At 58.2% G+C, this 20,374-nt stretch carries 15 protein-coding genes; 14 read left to right on the top strand and 1 reads right to left on the bottom strand.

Annotated elements, in window-relative coordinates; all coding sequences use genetic code 11:
* The first annotated feature begins 322 nt into the window (after nt 1–322).
* From secE to HMPREF3130_RS09975, 10 genes are all read left to right on the top strand, one after another.
* Complete coding sequence (gene secE, locus HMPREF3130_RS10020) at nt 323–631, top strand: preprotein translocase subunit SecE (protein WP_016422041.1); 309 nt, start codon at nt 323–325, stop codon at nt 629–631.
* A 191-nt stretch (nt 632–822) separates the two neighbouring features.
* Entirely contained in the window at nt 823–1,695 is an 873-nt protein-coding gene (gene nusG, locus HMPREF3130_RS10015) for a transcription termination/antitermination protein NusG (protein ID WP_070429879.1), read from the top strand.
* A gap of 340 nt (nt 1,696–2,035) precedes the next feature.
* On the top strand, nt 2,036–2,473 hold the full coding sequence (gene rplK / locus HMPREF3130_RS10010) for a 50S ribosomal protein L11 (RefSeq protein ID WP_016422043.1): 438 nt from the start codon (nt 2,036–2,038) through the stop codon (nt 2,471–2,473).
* 101 nt (nt 2,474–2,574) lie between these two features.
* On the top strand, nt 2,575–3,279 hold the full coding sequence (rplA, locus tag HMPREF3130_RS10005; RefSeq protein WP_016422044.1) for a 50S ribosomal protein L1: 705 nt from the start codon (nt 2,575–2,577) through the stop codon (nt 3,277–3,279).
* A 254-nt stretch (nt 3,280–3,533) separates the two neighbouring features.
* A complete protein-coding gene (locus HMPREF3130_RS10000; protein WP_070429878.1) occupies nt 3,534–4,166 on the top strand; it encodes a hypothetical protein in 633 nt (210 codons plus the stop codon).
* Nucleotides 4,167–4,553: 387 nt separating this feature from the next.
* A complete protein-coding gene (gene rplJ / locus HMPREF3130_RS09995) occupies nt 4,554–5,066 on the top strand; it encodes a 50S ribosomal protein L10 (protein WP_016422046.1) in 513 nt (170 codons plus the stop codon).
* A 124-nt stretch (nt 5,067–5,190) separates the two neighbouring features.
* On the top strand, nt 5,191–5,574 hold the full coding sequence (gene rplL, locus HMPREF3130_RS09990) for a 50S ribosomal protein L7/L12 (protein WP_016422047.1): 384 nt from the start codon (nt 5,191–5,193) through the stop codon (nt 5,572–5,574).
* Between the two features lie 223 nt (nt 5,575–5,797).
* On the top strand, nt 5,798–6,763 hold the full coding sequence (locus HMPREF3130_RS09985) for a cell envelope lipid trafficking protein PgfA (RefSeq protein WP_049170045.1): 966 nt from the start codon (nt 5,798–5,800) through the stop codon (nt 6,761–6,763).
* Between the two features lie 432 nt (nt 6,764–7,195).
* Entirely contained in the window at nt 7,196–10,684 is a 3,489-nt protein-coding gene (locus HMPREF3130_RS09980) for a DNA-directed RNA polymerase subunit beta (protein ID WP_070429877.1), read from the top strand.
* Nucleotides 10,685–10,832: 148 nt separating this feature from the next.
* Nucleotides 10,833–14,804 carry a DNA-directed RNA polymerase subunit beta' gene (locus HMPREF3130_RS09975; protein ID WP_070429876.1) on the top strand — a complete coding sequence of 1,324 codons (3,972 nt, stop codon included), beginning with the start codon at nt 10,833–10,835 and terminating at the stop codon, nt 14,802–14,804.
* A gap of 253 nt (nt 14,805–15,057) precedes the next feature.
* Here HMPREF3130_RS09975 and HMPREF3130_RS09970 read toward each other — a convergent pair whose 3' ends face one another.
* Complete coding sequence (locus tag HMPREF3130_RS09970; RefSeq protein ID WP_070429875.1) at nt 15,058–15,705, bottom strand: SDR family oxidoreductase; 648 nt, start codon at nt 15,703–15,705, stop codon at nt 15,058–15,060.
* Between the two features lie 296 nt (nt 15,706–16,001).
* On the opposite strand from HMPREF3130_RS09970, the gene HMPREF3130_RS09965 reads away from it, so the two are divergent.
* From HMPREF3130_RS09965 to rpsG, 4 genes are all read left to right on the top strand, one after another.
* The gene (locus HMPREF3130_RS09965) at nt 16,002–17,540 is read left to right on the top strand and encodes an FAD-binding oxidoreductase (RefSeq protein WP_070429874.1); all 1,539 of its coding nucleotides are present in this window, start codon (nt 16,002–16,004) and stop codon (nt 17,538–17,540) included.
* Nucleotides 17,541–17,631: 91 nt separating this feature from the next.
* A complete protein-coding gene (locus HMPREF3130_RS09960) occupies nt 17,632–18,936 on the top strand; it encodes an SAM-dependent methyltransferase (protein WP_070429873.1) in 1,305 nt (434 codons plus the stop codon).
* A 388-nt stretch (nt 18,937–19,324) separates the two neighbouring features.
* Nucleotides 19,325–19,696 (top strand): 30S ribosomal protein S12, encoded by a 372-nt coding sequence (gene rpsL, locus HMPREF3130_RS09955; protein WP_005509887.1) that lies wholly within the window; start codon nt 19,325–19,327, stop codon nt 19,694–19,696.
* A gap of 3 nt (nt 19,697–19,699) precedes the next feature.
* The gene (gene rpsG, locus HMPREF3130_RS09950) at nt 19,700–20,170 is read left to right on the top strand and encodes a 30S ribosomal protein S7 (RefSeq protein ID WP_049193220.1); all 471 of its coding nucleotides are present in this window, start codon (nt 19,700–19,702) and stop codon (nt 20,168–20,170) included.
* Nucleotides 20,171–20,374: the final 204 nt, after the last annotated feature.

Genomic DNA, 20,374 nt, shown 5'->3' with positions numbered 1-20,374 from the left:
GTCATAAACCCATACAGTTTCACATTTGCAGCCCCAAGTTCGCATCCCCGAGCGAGCGGCCGAAGCGAGCAGCCCGAGCGAGCAGCCCGTGGCTCTTTGGGGTTGTCAGAATCGAATCTCGAAGCCTGCGGTTCCCACGAAGGGCATTTCTTCGATAGTGTGGATTATCGGCTAGAATTTACGCACTGAACCAGACTTGCTCTGCACAGTGGGGGCTTGGCTCCGGAGAACTTCCCCGGAGTTTGCCCTTGAAGAATTCACGTTTGAGTTTCACTGTGCAGTATCTTTAGGTCTCATATGCACGAAGTAGCGAAGGAGCATCGTGTCTGAGGAAAACCAGACTTTCCAGGCGGCGGCTCGCCCGTCCGGTAAGCGCCAGGCGACGGGCGCGCAGACCACCGTGGCGAAGAAGCCTGCGCGTGAGAAGGAGACCAACGAGCTTTCGACTCGTAACCCTTTGGTTTTCATCAAGCAGGTTGTTGACGAGCTGCGCAAGGTGATTTGGCCGACCGGCCGCCAGATGGTCACCTACAGCATCATCGTGATTCTGTTCCTGATTGCCATGATCGCTCTCGTGTGGGGTGTGGACACGCTGGCCGGTCTGGGTGTCCGATCGGTGTTGGGCAAGTAATCGGTTATACTGTTTCGCAGTGATGCTTTTCATCCCGCCTCCGAGTTCCGGACGGCGGGATTATTCGTTAGCGCAGCTGGTGTCTGGCTGTGCGAAGTGATTGCGGATGGCATATTGGCTCTTAAGACTCTTTAGGCGAAGATGCCAATGTCGCGAACCGTTGATGTAGATACAAGAGGGGTTAGCACGACATGAATGATGGTCAGAATATTTTCTCCGACGCCCAGTCCGCGGATGCTGCCGCAACTGAGCAGGATGCGCAGGGCGCACCGGCTCACGTAGAAGCTCCGGCCGAGGGTGCAGCCGACGCAGCCGCAGCCGACGCAGCCGCAGCTGACACTGCTGCAGCAGAAGCAGCGCCGGCAGAGGAGACTGCCGCTGACGCTGAGGCACAGGCAGCTGCTGACGCAGATGCCGAGTACCGTAAGCGCCTGCGCGAGTTCCAGCGTGAGCTCAAGCGTCGTCCGGGCGACTGGTACATCATCCAGTGCTACTCCGGCTACGAGAACAAGGTGAAGACCAACCTGGAAATGCGCGCCCAGACCATGGGTGTCGATGAGCAGATCCACGAGGTCATCGTTCCGGTTGAGGAAGTCGAAGAGCGCAAGGACGACGGCAAGAAGAAGATCGTTAAGCGCAAGCTGCTGCCGGGCTACGTTCTGGTTCGTATGAGCCTGGATGACCCGTCCTGGTCCGTCGTCCGCGACACCCCGGGTGTTACTTCCTTCGTCGGTAGCGAGGGCCAGCCGTCCAAGGTCAAGATTCGCGAGGTCGCTAAGTTCCTCATGCCGAAGGAGACCATCACCGCGGACGCCGCTGAAGAAGCTGCAAATGCCGACGGTGAGCTGGCTGTCGCAGCGGCGCCGCAGGCGGAGAAGAAGGCCGTCGCCATCGACTATGAGGTCGGCGAGTCCGTCACCATCCTGTCCGGTCCGTTCGCATCTGTGGCTGCGACCATCTCCGAGATCGACCCGGACACCGGCCGCATGAAGGCTCTGGTTTCCATCTTCGGCCGTGAGACCCCGGTCGAGCTGGGCATCGATGAGGTCGAGAAGCTGAACTAGGCCCGACCTCAAGCCAGGCGCAGAGCCAAGCGGCAAGCACAGCCCTAAGCCAAGCGCCGAGCAAGGCACCAGCTAGCTCGCTCGCGCAACCAATCCGGTAACGGATTTTGATGCACGCCATACGCTGCGGTAACGTAGCCAGGCGTGCATTTTTGTGCCTTGAGCACAGATGCGCCAAGTAATTCGTATCCCCGGTGGCTGGCACCAACTCGATGACCAGCGCCAGCGGCCATGATGGTCGAGGGCGCAAGGGTCGTCGTAAAGCGTCGGCATCCGGACGGGGTGAGTCGCCTTTTCATCGGGGCGGCGCGCCCCGGTAACTAGGAAGTAGGTTAATCCGATGGCTCCGAAGAAGAAGCTTTCTGCGATTATTAAGCTGCAGATTCAGGCTGGTCAGGCTAACCCGGCTCCGCCGGTTGGTCCGGCACTGGGTGCTCATGGTGTCAACATCATGGAGTTCTGCAAGGCTTACAACGCAGCAACTGAGAACCAGCGTGGCAACGTTGTCCCGGTTGAAATTTCTGTCTACGAAGACCGCTCCTTCACCTTCGTTCTGAAGACCCCGCCGGCAGCTAAGCTGCTGCTGAAGGCCGCTGGCATTCAGAAGGGCTCTGGCGTTCCGCACACCAACAAGGTCGGTTCCGTGACCTGGGAGCAGTGCAAGGAAATCGCCGAGCTGAAGAAGCCGGACCTGAACGCTAACGACATCGAGATGGGTGCACGCATCATCGCCGGTACCGCTCGTTCCATGGGCATCACCGTCGAGGGCGCTAAGTAAACCGTCAGCGTTTAGCTGCACCTTCATCAAGTGGTAGGGCCAGCTTCGGCCCGCTACACACCACAATCCAACCATTTCACTTAATTGAGATTGGACTTTTCATGAGCAAGAACTCTAAGGCATACCGCGCCGCCGCCGAGAAGATCGACGCCGGCCGCATCTACTCTCCGCTCGAGGCCGCTAACCTGGCCAAGGAGACCTCCTCCAAGAACTACGACGCCACCATCGACGTCGCTATCCGCCTGGGCGTTGACCCGCGCAAGGCTGACCAGCTGGTTCGCGGCACTGTCTCCCTGCCGAACGGCACCGGTAAGACCGTCCGCGTTGTTGTTTTCGCTGCTGGCGAGAACGCCACCAAGGCTGAAGAGGCCGGCGCTGACTTCGTTGGCTCCGAGGAGCTGATCGAGAAGATTCAGGGCGGCTGGACCGACTTCGACGCTGCCATCGCAACTCCGGACCAGATGGCCAAGGTTGGTCGCGTGGCTCGCATCCTCGGCCCGCGTGGTCTGATGCCGAACCCGAAGACCGGCACCGTTACCCCGGATGTCGCTAAGGCTGTCACCGAGATCAAGGGCGGTAAGATTTCCTTCCGCGTTGACAAGGCTGCAAACCTGCAGGCTGTTATCGGTAAGGCATCCTTCGACGCTGAGAAGCTGGCCGAGAACTACGGTGCGCTTATCGACGAGCTGATGCGCCTCAAGCCGTCCGCTGCTAAGGGTAAGTACCTGAAGAAGATCACCGTCTCCGCCACCAACGGCCCGGGCATCCCGGTTGACACCAGCGTGATCAAGGACTACACCGCCTAAATCAGCATCAGCCGATAGGCGAGTGTGCTCTTCACGAGTCACTCGAGAGTGACTCTGAGCAAAGCTCTTTAAAACCGCCGCCGCGCGCACTTTCCCACAGTGTGTAAGGTGGCGGTTTTGCATTGGCATAAGGGGTATCGATAGCGCGGTGGGGGCTTGGGCGCGGTAGACGTCGTAAAGCGAATTGCTAATCCAAACAACTAATCCAGGCGAAATGGACTCACAGCCAAAGTTTGTTGCTTAAAATCGCGATTATGACGTTAATTTTGGAACCCGAAGAAGGGCTGGAGGCGCTCGGCGAGATTAATCGCCTGGCGCAGCTCGACGACGGTTCCGGAATTATTGAACCGCAGCTCATCTCGTATCTCGACTCGTTGGGCGACGACGCCTATGACATGCCCTGCCTGCGCATCGCAGGACAGACTCTGCTGGGCGAGGTACTGACGGGGCTAGGGGAGGACGAGCGCGTAGCTGAGGTCCTTCGCCGCAATATCCAGGACTCTGTGGTGCTTCCGGGGATGAGTGAGGAGGAAGCTCTACAAGCTCGGGCGGCGCGGGTCGTGGTCGTGCGGCTGTTGCGCATCATTGCGCGGATGGAGGCCGTCGAGCTGCGCAATGTCGTGGCGCAGCAGTGTTTGGCATCGCAGATCCCGCCGGTTGTGCGCGTGGCACTGACACTCACCGTGGATATTCTCGACGCCGCCAGATTGGACGCACATCCCGACGACATGGTGCGCGTGGTGCTCGACTACGCCGACCAAGTGCTCTGGCTTGCCGACGACGACCTGAATGCGTACTTTGCCGAGCTCGAGATGATTGTCCAGCAACGTGAGAAGGACCTGGAGTTCGGCCGCTTCGGAGAGCCAGGTGCGGCGCGGTTTGGATAGGCGATTTGGTTAATTGCCAGGGTCTGGTATAAAGTTTCTTCACGAAGTTTGACCGGCTTCCAATCGGTACCAACATCGAGTTGGGAAGATGGAGGTTGGTACTCAAGTTTCACCGAAGACCGTCGGTCATTCGCTTTGAAAGAAGCGGATTGAAGGTTTCATTGTAGGAATACAGTGAGCGGCCCACGCAGGAGGACTTGGAAGCGCTTGCGCAGTTTGACTTCACCTGTTGTCCTTGCGGTCGGCGGAGTTGAAGTGGAACATGCCACAAGAATTGTGCGCCCCATCCTTGTGCGAGGATTGGGGCGTTTGTTGTATTTGCGCAAAAGAATCCTTCACTTGGCCGAGCGGAAAATTGCAAAGACCAGGAAGGAGGCGAGAGTACACATGGCAGCAAATGCTGAGAAGATTGCAGCTGTTGCAGCGCTGAAGCAGGACGTTGAAGAGTCCAACGCTATCGTGCTGACTGAGTACCGCGGCCTGTCCGTTGCGGAAATCACGGAACTGCGTCGCGCCCTCGGTGCTGATGTTAAGTACTCCGTCGCCAAGAACACCATGATCAAGATCGCTGCCGACGAGGCAGGGATTGAGGGTCTTGATGAGCACCTGAACGGCCCGACTGCAGTCGCCTTCATCAAGGGCGAGGCTGTGGATGCGGCTAAGGCGATTAAGAAGTTCGCCGGTGACAACAAGAACCTCGTGATCAAGGGCGGCTACATGGACGGTGCTGCAATGGATGCAGCACAGTTCGAGGCTCTTGCGGATATGGATAACCGTGAGACCACGCTGGCAAAGCTGGCTGGTGCCTTCAACGGCGTTCTGGCGAACGTCGCTGGCCTGCTCGACGCTCCGACCTCCTCGGTTGCCCGCCTTGCTGCGGCACTCGAGGAAAAGAAGTAATCCCGAGCGGCTCGCGATCTACGCGAACTAAATCACGCGAAAAACTTTTCAATATCACTTTGACGGCTTCGACCCCAGGGATCTCTGAGGGGAGCGGCCGCACCACACTCATAGGAGAATATCCATGGCTAAGTACACCACTGAGGAACTGCTCGAGGCTTTCAAGGAAATGACCCTCGTTGAGCTCACCGAGTTCAAGAAGGCTTTCGAGGAAGAGTTCGACGTCACCGCTGCTGCTCCGGTTGCAGTTGCTGCTGCAGGCGCTGCTGGCGGCGAGGCTGCTGCTGAGGAGAAGGACGAGTTCGACGTCGTCCTCGAGGACGCTGGCGCTAAGAAGATCGGCGTTATTAAGGCTGTCCGTGAGATCGTCTCCGGCCTGGGCCTGAAGGAGGCTAAGGAGATGGTTGAGTCCGCTCCGAAGGCTATCCTGGAGGGTGCTTCCAAGGACGACGCTGAGGCTGCTAAGGCTAAGCTGGAAGAGGCTGGCGCAAAGGTTGCCCTCAAGTAATTCAATTACTTGCCTCGGCCCCGGTAGTGGCCTAAAGCTACCAATTCTGACCGCCAATTCTGGGCTTCGTGCCCGGGGTTGGCGGTTCTTTTGTTTCTGGGGCCTTTGCTAACCCACCTGACCCGGGCAAAACCTCACTAATCTCACCCGTCACAGGGAGTTGAGGCAAAAACCAGCCCACTCATTGTCTTGATTACCCTTATTGGCCTGTAAAGTATCTAACATGCTCTCACGGCCGAGAATTTTGTCTATCCTTCTGTTGGGTCTAGGCACCGCACTGCTTGCTGCTGGCATTTTGCTGCCCAAAGTGCTCAATGTTGATCCCAAAATGCCGCTTGACCTGCCGCCGGTGTCGTATACCCTGCGGGCGGAAGACGGCGTATCCACCAGGATTAACGAAGAGGGCAAGCGGGAAGAAGTGCACTCGCCGCTGCAGCGACAGCTTCACGGCGTGCTCATCGAACCCGCGGATGCGGACAAGGTTTCGCTCCGCGTCGGCGTGACTGAAATGCGTGAGCTTCCCCCTGAGGTTATCGGCACCGACCCGCTGACGGAGCTTATCGAGGCCAATATCTGGACAGTTACCATCGACCGACTCACCGGCGAGGCGCTGGCTCCTGCGACGCTTGTCGACCGCATGGCGGGCGTTCCACGGTCAGTGGCTTTCGAGGGGAACTGGGTGAAGCTCCCGGCCGACACGGAGGAAAAGGAATACCTAATCTTTGATGATCTCCTCCACGATTCCTTGCCAGCAAAGTTTGTCGGGGAAGAGGAGCGCGGTGGTAACCGTGTCCTGCATTTCCGTCAGGACATTGAGAAGACGAATCTCGCCCAGAAGTACCGTTCTTATGTCTCTCAGCTAACCCAGGATGACAAGTCCGGCTTCCTCCAGTACCAGGGCACCCGTGATTTGTGGGTTGAGCCCAAGTCTGGCTCGGTCATCGATATGGCCGAGGACATCCACCTTTGGTGGGAGACCCGCGACGGCGAGCCGATCATGGACTACCTGCGCTTCAACGGCAAGATGGACGAAGGCCTTTCCAATCAGCTTCTCTTTGGCGCAATACAGAATTTCCAGCGCCCAGCTCTAGAGCCGTGGTCAATCGGCCTCATTGCGTCCGGTTCAATTCTGGTGTTCATCGCAATCGTGGGCATCGTGCGTCCTTCGACCCGTCGTAAAGCAGAGTAACGCTTTACGACGGCCATAGCGCCCAGGCCTCATCGTTATATCGGTAACGGGTGAATGCGACACGCCCGATTTGTCAAGTTGTACTAGACAACTGCCAGTTTTTGATATAGGCTAAATCGTTGCGCTGGAATTAGTGTATCTGTCGCCAGCTCTTTTATAGTTTGCGCTCGGAGCGCGGGGCTATTATGTAGCACCGTTTTTCGTGCATCTAGCTGTTAAAGGAGTTGCTGCGGCGCCGCCGTTAGGGCTCGGGGCTCGCCTTTAAAGGCTGGTCTTGGAGGCCAAGTGGCGGGGGAATCACTTTCGTGTGTGACCAAAGGTTAGACGCAAAGTATCCCGGTGCGCAACAGAAATAATTCCTGCAACTTGAATCGCGTATAAACCAAGCGGGCGGAGCGCACCACCGGTTGCCGGTGTGCTCCACCGCGTGAGGTGCTGGAAGGACGCATCTTGGCAGTCTCCCGCCAGACCAAGGCAGTAACCGGTATTCCCGGAGCTTCGAAGAGGTACTCGTTTGCAAAGATTCAGGAGCCGATTGCGGTTCCTGGTCTGCTCGACCTGCAGCGTGAGTCTTTCGCATGGCTCATTGGCACGCCTGAGTGGCGTGCTCGTCGCCAGGAGGAGCTCGGAGAAGACGCTCGGGTTACCAGCGGTCTCGAAGATATTCTAGAAGAGCTCTCTCCGATCGAGGACTACTCCCAGAAGATGTCCCTGACGCTGTCGGACCCATGGTTCGACTCCGTTAAGAACACCGTGGATGAGTCCAAGGATAAGGACATCAACTACTCGGCTCCCCTCTACGTCACCGCGGAGTTCACCAACCGCGAGACCGGTGAGATCAAGAGCCAGACTGTCTTCATCGGTGACTTCCCGATGATGACGGACAAGGGTACGTTCATCGTCAACGGAACTGAGCGTGTCGTTGTTTCTCAGCTGGTGCGCTCTCCGGGCGTCTACTTCGATGAGACCATCGACAAGTCCACCGAGCGCCCGCTGCACTCGGTGAAGATTATTCCGTCGCGCGGTGCGTGGCTGGAGTTCGACGTCGACAAGCGGGACACCGTCGGCGTTCGTATTGACCGTAAGCGTCGCCAGCCGGTCACGGTTCTGCTGAAGGCTTTCGGCTGGACCACCGAGGAGATCAAGGAGCGCTTCGGCTTCTCTGAGATCATGATGGCCACCCTGGAGAAGGACGGTGTTGCAAACACCGACGAGGCTCTGCTGGAGATTTACCGCAAGCAGCGCCCGGGTGAGCCGCCGACGCGCGAGTCCGCGCTGGCTCTGCTGGAGAACAACTTCTTCAAGCCGAAGCGCTACGACCTGGCTAAGGTCGGTCGCTACAAGGTCAACCGCAAGCTGGGTCTGGGCGCTGATGCCTCCGGCGAGATGGTTCTGACCGAGCAGGATATTGCTACCACCATCGAATACCTTGTGCGCCTGCACGACGGCGAGAATGTTATGACCTCGCCGGAAGGTGTTGAGATCCCGGTTGAGACCGACGATATCGACCACTTCGGTAACCGTCGTCTGCGTACCGTAGGCGAGCTGATTCAGAACCAGGTCCGCGTGGGTCTGTCCCGCATGGAACGCGTGGTTCGTGAGCGCATGACCACTCAGGACGTGGAGTCGATCCAGCCGACCACCCTGATTAACGTGCGCCCGGTTTCCGCGGCTATCCGTGAGTTCTTCGGTACTTCCCAGCTGTCCCAGTTCATGGACCAGAACAACTCGCTGTCGGGTCTGACCCACAAGCGTCGTCTGTCCGCACTGGGCCCGGGTGGTCTGACCCGTGACCGTGCTGGCCTTGAGGTTCGAGACGTTCACCCGTCCCACTACGGTCGCATGTGTCCAATTGAGACCCCAGAGGGTCCGAACATTGGTCTGATTGGTTCGCTGTCCTGCTACGCACGCGTGAACCCGTTCGGTTTCATTGAGACTCCGTACCGTCGCGTCCGCGATGGTGTCATCACCGACGAGGTCGACTACCTCACCGCTGATGAGGAAGACCGCTACGTCGTCGCGCAGGCCAACACCCCGGTCGACGAGAACGGCCACTTCGTTCAGGAGACTCTGTCTGTTCGTAAGAAGGGTGGTGACGTCGAGTCCGTCCGCGCCGATGAGGTCGACTACCTCGATGTTTCCCCGCGTCAGATGGTCTCCGTGGCTACCGCCATGATTCCGTTCCTCGAGCACGACGACGCTAACCGTGCCCTGATGGGTGCGAACATGCAGCGCCAGGCTGTGCCGCTGCTGCGTTCGGAGGCTCCGTTCGTCGGTACTGGTATGGAGCAGCGTGCTGCTTACGACGCCGGCGATGTCATTGTCGCTTCGGCCACCGGTGTGGTCGAGACCGTGTCGGCAGACTTCATCACCATCATGGATGATGAGGGCCAGCGCCACACCTACCTGCTGCGCAAGTTCGAACGCACCAACCAGGGCACCTGCTACAACCAGAAGCCACTGGTTGACGAAGGCCAGCGTGTTGAGGCCGGCCAGGTCATCGCTGACGGTCCGGGTACCGACAACGGTGAGATGGCACTTGGTAAGAACCTGCTCGTGGCATTCATGCCGTGGGAAGGCCACAACTACGAGGACGCCATCATCCTGAACCAGCGCATGGTTGAGGAGGACATCCTGACCTCGATTCACATCGAGGAGCATGAGATTGATGCCCGTGACACCAAGCTGGGTCCGGAGGAAATCACCCGTGACATCCCGAACGCGTCCGAGGAGATGCTGAAGGATCTGGATGACCGCGGTATCGTCCGCATCGGTGCTGACGTTCGCGACGGTGACATCCTGGTCGCTAAGACCACGCCGAAGGGCGAGACTGAGCTGACTCCGGAGGAGCGCCTGCTGCGCGCTATCTTCGGCGAGAAGTCCCGCGAGGTCCGTGACACCTCCATGCGTGTCCCGCACGGTGAGTCCGGCAAGGTCATCGGCGTCCGCGTCTTCTCCCGTGAAGACGATGACGACCTGGCACCGGGTGTCAACGAGATGGTCCGCGTCTACGTTGCGCAGAAGCGCAAGATTCAGGACGGCGACAAGATGGCAGGTCGCCACGGTAACAAGGGTGTTATTGGCAAGATCCTGCCGCAGGAGGATATGCCGTTCCTGCCGGACGGCACCCCGGTCGACATCATTCTGAACACCCACGGTGTTCCGCGTCGTATGAACATCGGCCAGGTCCTCGAGGTTCACCTCGGCTGGCTGGCGAAGGCCGGCTGGAGCATTGAGGGCGACCCGGATTGGGCTAAGCGTCTTCCGGCTGACCTGCACGACGTTCCGTCCGACTCCCTGGTCGCAACCCCAGTGTTCGACGGTGCTGAGAACGAGGAGCTCGCTGGTCTGCTCGCGTCGTCCCGCCCGAACCGTGACGGCGAGGTGCTGGTCAACGCTGATGGTAAGGCCACGCTGTTCGACGGCCGCTCTGGCGAGAAGTTCCCGTTCCCGGTTTCGGTGGGCTACATGTACATGCTGAAGCTGCACCACCTGGTCGACGAGAAGATTCACGCTCGTTCCACCGGTCCGTACTCCATGATTACCCAGCAGCCGCTGGGTGGTAAGGCCCAGTTCGGTGGTCAGCGCTTCGGTGAGATGGAGGTGTGGGCAATGCAGGCATACGGCGCTGCCTACACCCTGCAGGAGCTGCTCACCATCAAGTCCGATGACGTGGTTGGCCGCGTCAAGGTCTACGAGGCAATCGTGAAGGGCGACAACATTCCGGATCCGGGTATTCCGGAGTCGTTCAAGGTGCTTCTGAAGGAACTGCAGTCGCTCTGCCTGAACGTTGAGGTCCTTTCGGCCGACGGCGTTCCGGTTGAGTTGGGCTCCTCCGACGATGAGGAACTCGACCACGCGACCGCTTCCCTCGGCATTAACCTGTCCCGCGACGAGCGTTCTGACGCTGACTCCGCATAGTTTCTCGCTTAACGACGAAACATTGCGTGAGTATCAGGGTCGGGAAGCCCTAACTCGCGAATAACCCAACACAGACGACAACGTACAAAAACCTCCGCAGAGAATTTGGTTTCCGCATTACTTCGATGCGGAGGGAAAGGGAAAACAGGTGCTCGACGTCAACAACTTTGACGAGCTCCGGATTGGGCTCGCTACCGCCGACGACATCCGCCGCTGGTCTCGCGGTGAGGTCAAGAAGCCCGAGACGATTAACTACCGTACGCTGAAGCCGGAAAAGGATGGCCTTTTCTGTGAGCGTATCTTCGGCCCGACCCGTGACTGGGAGTGTGCTTGTGGTAAGTACAAGCGCGTTCGCTTCAAGGGCATCATCTGTGAACGCTGTGGCGTTGAGGTGACCAAGTCGAAGGTTCGCCGTGAGCGCATGGGCCACATTGAGCTGGCCGCTCCGGTCACTCACATCTGGTACTTCAAGGGTGTGCCGTCCCGCCTCGGCTACCTGCTCGACCTGGCTCCGAAGGATCTGGAAAAGATCATCTACTTCGCTGCCAACATCATCACCTCCGTGGATGAAGAGGCTCGCCACAACGACCAGGAAACCCTCGAAGCAGACATGCTCGTGGACAAGAAGCTGGTTGAGGACGATCGCGACCAGGAGCTGGCCGAGCGTGCCCAGACCCTGGAAGAGGATCTGGCTGAACTCGAGGCAGCGGGTGCCAAGGCTGATGCCCGTAAGAAGGTTCAGTCTGCAGCCGAGCGCGAGATGCGCCACATCCGTGAGCGCGCCCAGCGCGAGCTGGATCGTCTCGACGAGATTTGGAACACCTTCATCAAGCTTGAGCCGAAGCAGATGATTATCGACGAGGGCATTTACACCGAGCTCGTCGACCGCTACGAGGATTACTTCACCGGTGGTATGGGTGCTGAGGCTATTCAGACCCTGATCCGCAACTTCGACCTGGCCAAGGAGGCCGAGGAGCTGCGCGAGATTATTCGCGACGGCAAGGGTCAAAAGAAGATGCGCGCCCTGAAGCGCCTGAAGGTTGTCACTGCATTCCTGCAGTCCGGCAACGATCCGGCCGCTATGGTGCTCGACTGCATCCCGGTGATCCCACCGGAGCTGCGCCCGATGGTCCAGCTCGACGGTGGCCGCTTTGCGACCTCCGACCTGAACGACCTCTACCGTCGTGTCATCAACCGCAACAACCGCCTGAAGCGCATGATTGACCTCGGCGCTCCGGAGATCATCGTCAACAACGAGAAGCGCATGCTTCAGGAATCCGTTGACGCACTGTTCGACAACGGTCGTCGCGGTCGTCCGGTCACTGGTCCGGGTAACCGCCCGCTGAAGTCCCTGAGCGACCTGCTCAAGGGTAAGCAGGGTCGTTTCCGTCAGAACCTGCTGGGTAAGCGTGTGGACTACTCCGGTCGTTCGGTTATTATCGTCGGCCCGCAGCTGAAGCTGCACCAGTGTGGTCTGCCGAAGCTGATGGCTCTTGAGCTGTTCAAGCCGTTCGTTATGAAGGAGCTCGTGGCCAAGAGCTACGCGCAGAACATCAAGAGCGCGAAGCGCATGGTTGAGCGTCAGCGCCCAGAGGTGTGGGACGTCCTCGAAGATGTCATTACCGGACACCCGGTCCTGCTGAACCGTGCACCTACGCTGCACCGCCTGGGTATTCAGGCGTTCGAGCCGGTCCTGGTTGAGGGTAAGGCAATTCAGCTGCACCCACTGGCATGTGAGGCTTTCAACGCCGACTTCGACGGTGACCAGATGGCAGTTCACCTGCCGCTGTCCGCTGAGGCACAGGCAGAGGCTCGCGTCCTGATGCTGTCCTCGAACAACATTCTGTCGCCGGCTTCCGGTAAGCCGCTGGCTATGCCGCGTCTGGATATGGTCACTGGCCTGTACTTCCTGACGTTGGAGAAGCCGGAGCTGCCGGGTGGCCACCAGGATGCCACCGAGGACGCACCGGAGCAGGGTATTTACACCAGCCCGGCCGAGGCCATCATGGCTTACGACCGCGGTGCAATTGGCCTGCAGAGCCCGATTAAGGTGCGCATCAGCCACCTGCGTCCGCCGGCTGAGATTGAGGCCGAGCAGTTCCCAGATGGTTGGAACAAGGGCGATACCTGGCTGGCTTCGACCACGCTTGGCCGCGTTATGTTCAACGACCTGCTGCCGTGGAACTACCCATACGTCGAAGGCGTCATGGCTAAGAAGCCGCAGGCCGCGATCATCAACGACTTGGCTGCCAAGTACCCGATGATTACGGTCGCTCAGACCGTCGACAAGCTCAAGGATGCTGGTTTCTACTGGGCTACCCGTTCTGGTGTCACCATTGCTATGTCTGACGTGCTGGTCCTCCCGAACAAGCGTGAGATCCTGAACGGCTACGAAGAGAAGGCCGCCACGGTGGAGAAGAAGTTCCGCCGCGGTAAGCTCTCGGCTGCTGAGCGTCACGAGTCGCTGGTTAACCTGTGGAAGGCCGCGACCTCTGAGGTCGGTGAAAAGGTCGAGGCTCTGTACCCGGATGACAACCCGATTCCAATGATCGTGAAGTCGGGTGCTGCCGGTAACATGGGCCAGATTCACTCGCTGGCCGGCATGAAGGGCATGGTCACGAACCCGCGTGGTGAATACATCACCCGCCCGATTAAGACCTCCTTCCGCGAAGGCCTGTCGGTTCTCGAGTACTTCAACAACTCGCACGGTTCCCGTAAGGGTCTGGCCGATACCGCGCTTCGTACCGCTGACTCGGGTTACCTGACCCGTCGTCTGGTCGACGTTGCACAGGATGTCATCGTTCGCGAAGAAGACTGTGGCACCCACGACGGTGTCGTTGTCCAGATTGGCGAGGATGTTCTGGACGCAACCGGCAACCCGACCGGCGAGATCCGTCGTGCGAAGTACGTCGAGACCGCCGCGATTGCTCGCGTACTGGCAGCCGATGCCACCGACGCTGAGGGCAATGTCCTTATCGAGGCTGACACCGACCTGAACGACGACCACATCACCCTGGCTCTCAGCCACGGTGTCAAGGAAGTCAAGGTCCGCTCGGTTCTGACCTGTTCCACCGCAACCGGTGTCTGTGCCAAGTGCTACGGTCGCTCGATGGCAACTGGCAAGCTGGTCGACATCGGAGAGGCTGTCGGTATTGTCGCTGCGCAGTCCATTGGTGAGCCGGGTACCCAGCTGACCATGCGTACGTTCCACCAGGGTGGTGTCGGTGGCGACATTACCGGTGGTCTGCCGCGTGTCCAGGAGCTGTTCGAGGCCCGCGTGCCAAAGAACAAGGCTCCGCTGGTCCGCGAAAACGGACGCGTGCGCCTGGAAGAGGATGAGCACTTCTACACGCTCACCCTCATCCCGGATGCCAACAGCGAGGACGAGGTCGTCTACGACAAGCTGTCCAAGCGTCAGGGTCTGGCTGAAATCACCGTCGATGGCCGTCGTCGCGCCATCCGCGATGGTGACCATGTGGTTAAGGGGCAGCAGCTGCTCAAGGGCGCTGCCGATCCGCACGAGGTCCTCGAGGTCCTGGGTCGCCGAGGCGTCCAGCGTCACCTCATCGAGGAAGTCCAGTCGGTCTACCGTGACCAGGGTGTGGCCATTCACGACAAGCACATCGAGGTTATTGTCAGCCAGATGCTGCGCCGCGTGATTGTGTCCAAGCCGGGTGACTCCGACCTGCTGCCAGGTGCACTGGTCGAGCGCTCCACGGTCATGGCTAAGAACCGCGAAATCGTTGCCTCTGGTGGCAGCGTCATCGAGGGTCGTCGCGTGCTGATGGGTATTACCAAGGCATCGCTGGCCACCGAGTCCTGGCTGTCCGCCGCCTCCTTCCAGGAGACGACGCGCGTGCTTACCGACGCCGCTATCAACAAGCGCTCGGATAAGCTCATCGGCCTGAAGGAGAACGTGATCATCGGTAAGCTGATCCCGGCTGGTACGGGTATCTCGCGCTACCGCAACATCACGGTTGAGCCGACTGAGGAAGCTGCCCGCCAGGCAGCCGCCCCGTTCGCTTCCTTCGGTGAGGGCTTCTACGGCGCTGAGGACACCTACGGCATCGACCAGGTCGGTTCCGCAGTTCCGCTGGATGACATCGGAACCTTCGAGTAAAAACCAATAGCTTTGCGGCAGTGGCTGGGGAGCGGGAGAATTCCCTCGGTCACTGTCGGGCAAAGCACCTCGCCTGACAGTTGGGGCTTCGTGCGCTAACTGTTAGGTGGCAACCGGAAAAATCCTCCGGCACAGTTGTGGCTTACTAGCGGATTGCTAGTTCGTCACGGTTGTGCCGGAGGATTTTTCTTTGTCAGGAGTTAGCGGTTTCCAAGAAGATGAGAGCTAATTATGTACCGCTCTCGGATGTCGCTTAAGCCTTGAGTGCCTCCGAAATCGGAGTGTTGCCCTCGTTGAAGTTGATCATGCGACGAACAGTGGCGTCGTTGAATACGGTCTGTGCGATGACATTGGCGACGGTCGCGCGAGCGACCTTGCCTGCCTTAGTTGCAGCAGTGTCGATGGAATCCGGACCCTTATCAAGGGTAAGTGTGCTTGGGCCGAGAATGGTCCATTCGAGGTCTGACGCGCGCAGCGCTTCGTCGGCTGCAGCCTTGGACTCGGCATAGGCAAAGAAGCTGTGATCCTCTGGAACGCCATGGTCGTGACCCGCACCAAAGTAGGAGACCATGACGTAGCGCTTAACGCCAGCCTGCTCGGCCGCGGCAATCGAAGTAATAGCTGCGTCGCGGTCGATCGCGTAAGTCCGTTCTGGTGAACCTCCACCAGCGCCGGCGGACCAAATCACGGCATCATGCCCGCTGAGAAGGTCCGCAAACTGCTCTGTCGAGAGACTGGTGATGTCGTAAACGGCTGGTGTGGCCCCGAGAGCCTCGATATCCGGGACCTGGTCGGGGTTGCGAATAACAGAGGTGACCTCGCAGCCATCGTCGATAAGTAGGGGAGTAGCGATTTGGGCCACCTTGCCGTGGCCGCCAATGACAATAACCTTCTTAGACATGTCCCCACCTATACGCTGTCAGTACACTGCTGGCAATGAAGAAGGCATTCGCCTGTGGTGAGCATGGCGAAATTCTGTTTCATACCGCATTCGGTCGCCACCCCTTTTAAAGGGTAAGCCGACTGGACACTAAGGTTACCCATAGCAAGTTATAGATATAGAGGTAAATCCCCTTTTCAGGCGATGAATTGCTCTCCACGGAGAATGCAAAGTTTGGTGGCTTCCCACGAAGATGCGAAAAACAATCCGTCAACTTGCATAGAAGTCACCCAAGACCTGCGGTTACGGTAGCTTTCATGGCTCATCAACAGAATCCTGGTGTTGGCACTGTCCCTCGTTTAGCCGGAAGGCTCACTGCCGCGGCAGCAAAGCTGGCACCAGGGCGGGGGATTGACCAGGTCTGTGTTGAACCGGTGGGCTGGTACGCGCATGAGCAGGGAGTGCAGAAACTTCTGGAGAGTTTTCAATCTATTCCCGTCGATAAGCGAGTGCGGTTGGCGAAGCAAACGTCGAACCTTTTTCGGACCCGCAGTGAAACCGATGTTCCTGGCCTCGATGTCAGTGGCCTCGGTGGGGTAGTGGCCGTTGACCCTGTTGCAAAGACTGCCGATGTGCAGGGAATGTGCACGTACGAAGACTTGGTGGATGCCACCTTGCCCTATGGGCTCATGCCCTTTGTAATCCCTGAACTGAAGACAATCACGCTCGGCGGAGCTGTCACAGGCATGGGCGTAGAGTCCACAGCGTTTCGCAATGGTCTGCCGCATGAATCGGTCCTGGAAATGGATATTCTGACGGGCACTGGCGAGATTATTACCTGCTCTCGTACTGAAAATGTGGACCTGTTCCGTGGCTTTCCTAATTCCTATGGGTCGCTCGGGTACGTCGTGAGACTAAAGATTGAGCTGGAAGAAGTACTGCCGTACGTTGAACTCCGGCACGTGCGATGCCACTCCACAACAGAGGCGGCTGAAAAGCTCGCAACCGTTGTCGCCGAGAAGGAATACCAAGGCGAACCCGTTGGTTTTCTTGATGGTGTGGCGTTCTCGCCGGAAGAAATCTACCTTGTGCTCGGCCGTAAGACGGAGGAAGAAGGTCCTGTCTCGGACTACACCCGGGACAAGGTTTACTACCGCTCGCTCCAGCATCCATCGGGAATCACCCGAGATCGTCTCACCATTCGCGATTACATCTGGCGCTGGGATGTTGACTGGTTCTGGTGCTCTCGAGCTTTTGGAACCCAGAATCCGACAGTGCGGGCTATGTGGCCGCGAGAGCTCAAGCGTTCGTCTTTCTATTGGAAGCTGGTTGGACTCGATAAGAAATATGACCTTGAGAACAAGATGAAGGCTCGGAAGGGCCTGCCAGCTAACGAGCGCGTCGTTCAGGATATCGAAGTCACTGTCGACCGACTGGCTGAGTTTTTGGATTGGTTCTTCGAAGCTTGCGATATCCAGCCAGTGTGGATGTGCCCAATCCACCTTCGGGAAGGTTCAGAGAATCTGATTGGTGGCGGTGACAAATTAGCCGATAGTGACAGCCCGTGGCCGCTCTATCCGCTTGATCCCGAGACCACCTGGGTCAACGTGGGGTTCTGGTCAGCAGTGCCAATAAATTTGGTGCCCGGCGATTCGCGTCCCGGCGCCTTTAACCGGGTCATCGAGGAAAAGGTCAGTGAATTGGGTGGCCATAAGTCACTGTATTCCGAGGCTTTCTATTCGCCGGAGCAGTTTGAAGAGCTCTATGGAGGCGGTCTGCCCGACGAGCTCAAGGAAATCTACGATCCCAACTCGCGCTTCCCGCGCCTTTATGACAAGACCGTTGCTGGCGCTTAAATCAATCGCAACGCCGAGTGTTTAACCCTGCGCCGACGTCTAAAACAAAAACAGATCACTTAGCCACATCTTTCAAAGATAAGGACTCATCATGGCGTTTACTCCAATGACCGTTGCAGAGATCTTTGAGGCCTTCATCGATACTTCGGAAAAGCCACTGCCGCTGCGTTTGACTGCTTTCGACGGTTCGGCGGCAGGCCCGGAGGATGCGAAAGTAGGCATCAACGTACGCTCGCGCGACGTTTTGAACTACATCGTGACTCATCTGCGTGACGATGTCGGCTTTGGGCGAGCATTCGTTACCGGTGAACTGGAACTGACCCGTGTGAGCCTCGGGCACCCCATCGAGGCCTTCGGGGCGCTGATGGATCTGCATGATCAATTCGAGGTTCCACCTGCTGCAACTTTGGCAAAGGTCGTCCGCTCGCTACGGGCGATGGGGCTGCCGTATGTTCCTGAAATCCCGGAGATCGAGCGCACCGCATGGTGGAAGAAGCGCCTGCACAACGGTCTGGCTCGCCATTCTAAGGAACGCGACGCAGAGTCAATCTCTTCGCATTACGACGTGAGCAATGAATTCTATGAGTTCCTACTCGGCCCGTCGATGACGTACACCTGTGCGTACTATCCGAATGAAGACTCTACGCTTGAAGAGGCTCAAGAGAACAAGTATCGCCTCGTGTTCGATAAGTTGCGTCTGAAGGAAGGCGACCGGCTTCTCGACGTTGGCTGCGGTTGGGGCGGCATGGTTCTCTATGCAGCTAGGCGCGGAGTGAAGGCGATTGGCGTGACTCTCTCCGAACAGCAGGCAGAGTGGGCACAGGCGAAGATCAAGGAAGAAGGTCTCGAGCACCTCGCCGAGGTGCGTTTCCAGGATTACCGAGATGTCGCCGAGCAGAACTTCGATGCCATCTCTGCGATTGGCATCCTGGAGCACATTGGCGTTAAGAACTACCGGAGCTTCTTTGGTTTCCTTTACGGGAAGCTGAAGGAGGGCGGTTTGATGCTCAACCATTGCATTACTTACTGGGATAATCACCGCACCCGCAAGGGCACCTTCATTGATCGCTACATCTTCCCTGACGGCGAGCTCACTGGCGTTGGCACAATCATGCATGCCATGCAGGACCAGGGATTCGAGATGGTCGATCAGCAGAACCTTCGTTTTGACTATGCTCGCACTCTCAACGACTGGTGCGAAAACCTGGAGAACGACTGGGATAAGGCAGTTGAGCTTGTCGGAGAACAGACGGCGAAGTTGTGGGGCATGTACATGGCCGGCTCGGAATACAATTTCCGTCACAACGCCATCCAGCTGCATCAGGTGCTGGGAGTTAAGTTGCTGCCTGACGGCTCCCGCGGCGATGTTCCCGAGCGACAGTGGTGGGAGGATTAGAGACTCCAGTGGCGCGAGAGGTCGTGGGGTGAGGCGCGCCGCGCTTTACGACGAAAATTTGGTCGCAAACCGGAGTTGTACTCAAAGTGCTTGAAATTTATAGGCCATTACCAGGGTGTTTGGACTAAACCCGCAGCTCGCGTACTGTTATACAACGATCCCAGAAAAGAATTGGGAACTTGAGACATTACCCAGTAGGCCAGCGAGAGCGGCTGACTGGGTTTCGCACGTTCAAAATCCCTCCATTTCTTGCGTTCAACCGATGGGCTCACCACTGGATGAGTAATAACTTTTCTTGTGATGCATTCACACGGAAGGTGGTTACTCCGCTGCGGTTGGCATCGGTCGTGAGAATGTCCAGCGAGGATTGAAAACAGAAAGAGGCTTCATGCCCACTATTCAGCAGCTGGTCCGCAAGGGCCGCCATGACAAGAAGGCTAAGGTTGCAACCGCAGCTCTGAAGGGTTCCCCTCAGCGCCGCGGCGTTTGCACCCGTGTTTACACCACCACCCCGAAGAAGCCGAACTCGGCTCTTCGTAAGGTCGCTCGTGTTCGCCTGACCTCCGGTATCGAGGTTTCGGCTTACATTCCGGGTGAGGGCCACAACCTGCAGGAGCACTCCATGGTGCTCGTTCGCGGTGGTCGTGTTAAGGACCTCCCGGGTGTCCGCTACAAGATCGTCCGTGGTTCCCTTGACACCCAGGGCGTCAAGGACCGCAAGCAGGCTCGTTCCCGCTACGGCGCAAAGAAGGAGAAGTAAGCCATGCCACGTAAGGGCCCAGTACAGAAGCGTCCTGTCGTCAACGACCCGGTCTACGGCTCCCCTCTGGTGTCGCAGCTGGTCAACAAGGTTCTGATCGACGGTAAGAAGTCGACTGCAGAGCGCATCGTCTACGGTGCACTTGAGATGTGCGAAGAGAAGACCGGTACTGATCCGGTGCTGACTCTGAAGCGCGCAATCGAGAACGTCAAGCCGGCTCTTGAGGTTCGTTCCCGCCGTGTTGGTGGCGCCACCTACCAGGTCCCGGTCGAGGTTCGCCCGGGCCGCGGCACCACGCTGGCACTGCGCTGGCTGCTGATGTTCTCCCGTCAGCGACGTGAGAACACCATGACCGAGCGTCTCGCTAACGAGATCCTCGATGCATCCAACGGCCTGGGTGCATCCGTCAAGCGTCGTGAGGACACTCACAAGATGGCGGAAGCTAACCGCGCATTCGCTCACTACCGCTGGTAATCGCTTATCGACGGAGGCCGCGAGTGGTCACCGTCGTAAAGCAGCTGCCGGTATGTCAACGGCGCGCGTCGGTCGAGGTCCACAGATCTTTAAGGGTCACTCAATAGGGGCCAGCCCGGCGCTTACACCCGATGTCTTGCGTAGAATTTACGCAATAGGTGTACGTCACGGCGCGACTTCGCGCCAAGACGGTGGCATTATAGA

It is taken from the genome of Corynebacterium sp. HMSC14B06 (assembly GCF_001807075.1).
Taxonomy (GTDB): Bacteria; Actinomycetota; Actinomycetes; order Mycobacteriales; family Mycobacteriaceae; genus Corynebacterium; species Corynebacterium jeikeium_D.
This window is presented reverse-complemented; position numbering and strand designations above follow the sequence as displayed.

Coding starts and splice junctions, on each gene's coding strand:
- rplL (WP_016422047.1), top strand. CDS start 5,191: ATGGCTAAGTACACCACTGAGGAACTGCTCGAGGCTTTCAAGGAAATG.
- rpsL (WP_005509887.1), top strand. CDS start 19,325: ATGCCCACTATTCAGCAGCTGGTCCGCAAGGGCCGCCATGACAAGAAG.
- rpsG (WP_049193220.1), top strand. CDS start 19,700: ATGCCACGTAAGGGCCCAGTACAGAAGCGTCCTGTCGTCAACGACCCG.
- HMPREF3130_RS09985 (WP_049170045.1), top strand. CDS start 5,798: ATGCTCTCACGGCCGAGAATTTTGTCTATCCTTCTGTTGGGTCTAGGC.
- HMPREF3130_RS09970 (WP_070429875.1), bottom strand. CDS start 15,705: ATGTCTAAGAAGGTTATTGTCATTGGCGGCCACGGCAAGGTGGCCCAA.
- HMPREF3130_RS10000 (WP_070429878.1), top strand. CDS start 3,534: ATGACGTTAATTTTGGAACCCGAAGAAGGGCTGGAGGCGCTCGGCGAG.
- nusG (WP_070429879.1), top strand. CDS start 823: ATGAATGATGGTCAGAATATTTTCTCCGACGCCCAGTCCGCGGATGCT.
- rplA (WP_016422044.1), top strand. CDS start 2,575: ATGAGCAAGAACTCTAAGGCATACCGCGCCGCCGCCGAGAAGATCGAC.
- HMPREF3130_RS09965 (WP_070429874.1), top strand. CDS start 16,002: ATGGCTCATCAACAGAATCCTGGTGTTGGCACTGTCCCTCGTTTAGCC.
- rplK (WP_016422043.1), top strand. CDS start 2,036: ATGGCTCCGAAGAAGAAGCTTTCTGCGATTATTAAGCTGCAGATTCAG.
- rplJ (WP_016422046.1), top strand. CDS start 4,554: ATGGCAGCAAATGCTGAGAAGATTGCAGCTGTTGCAGCGCTGAAGCAG.
- HMPREF3130_RS09960 (WP_070429873.1), top strand. CDS start 17,632: ATGGCGTTTACTCCAATGACCGTTGCAGAGATCTTTGAGGCCTTCATC.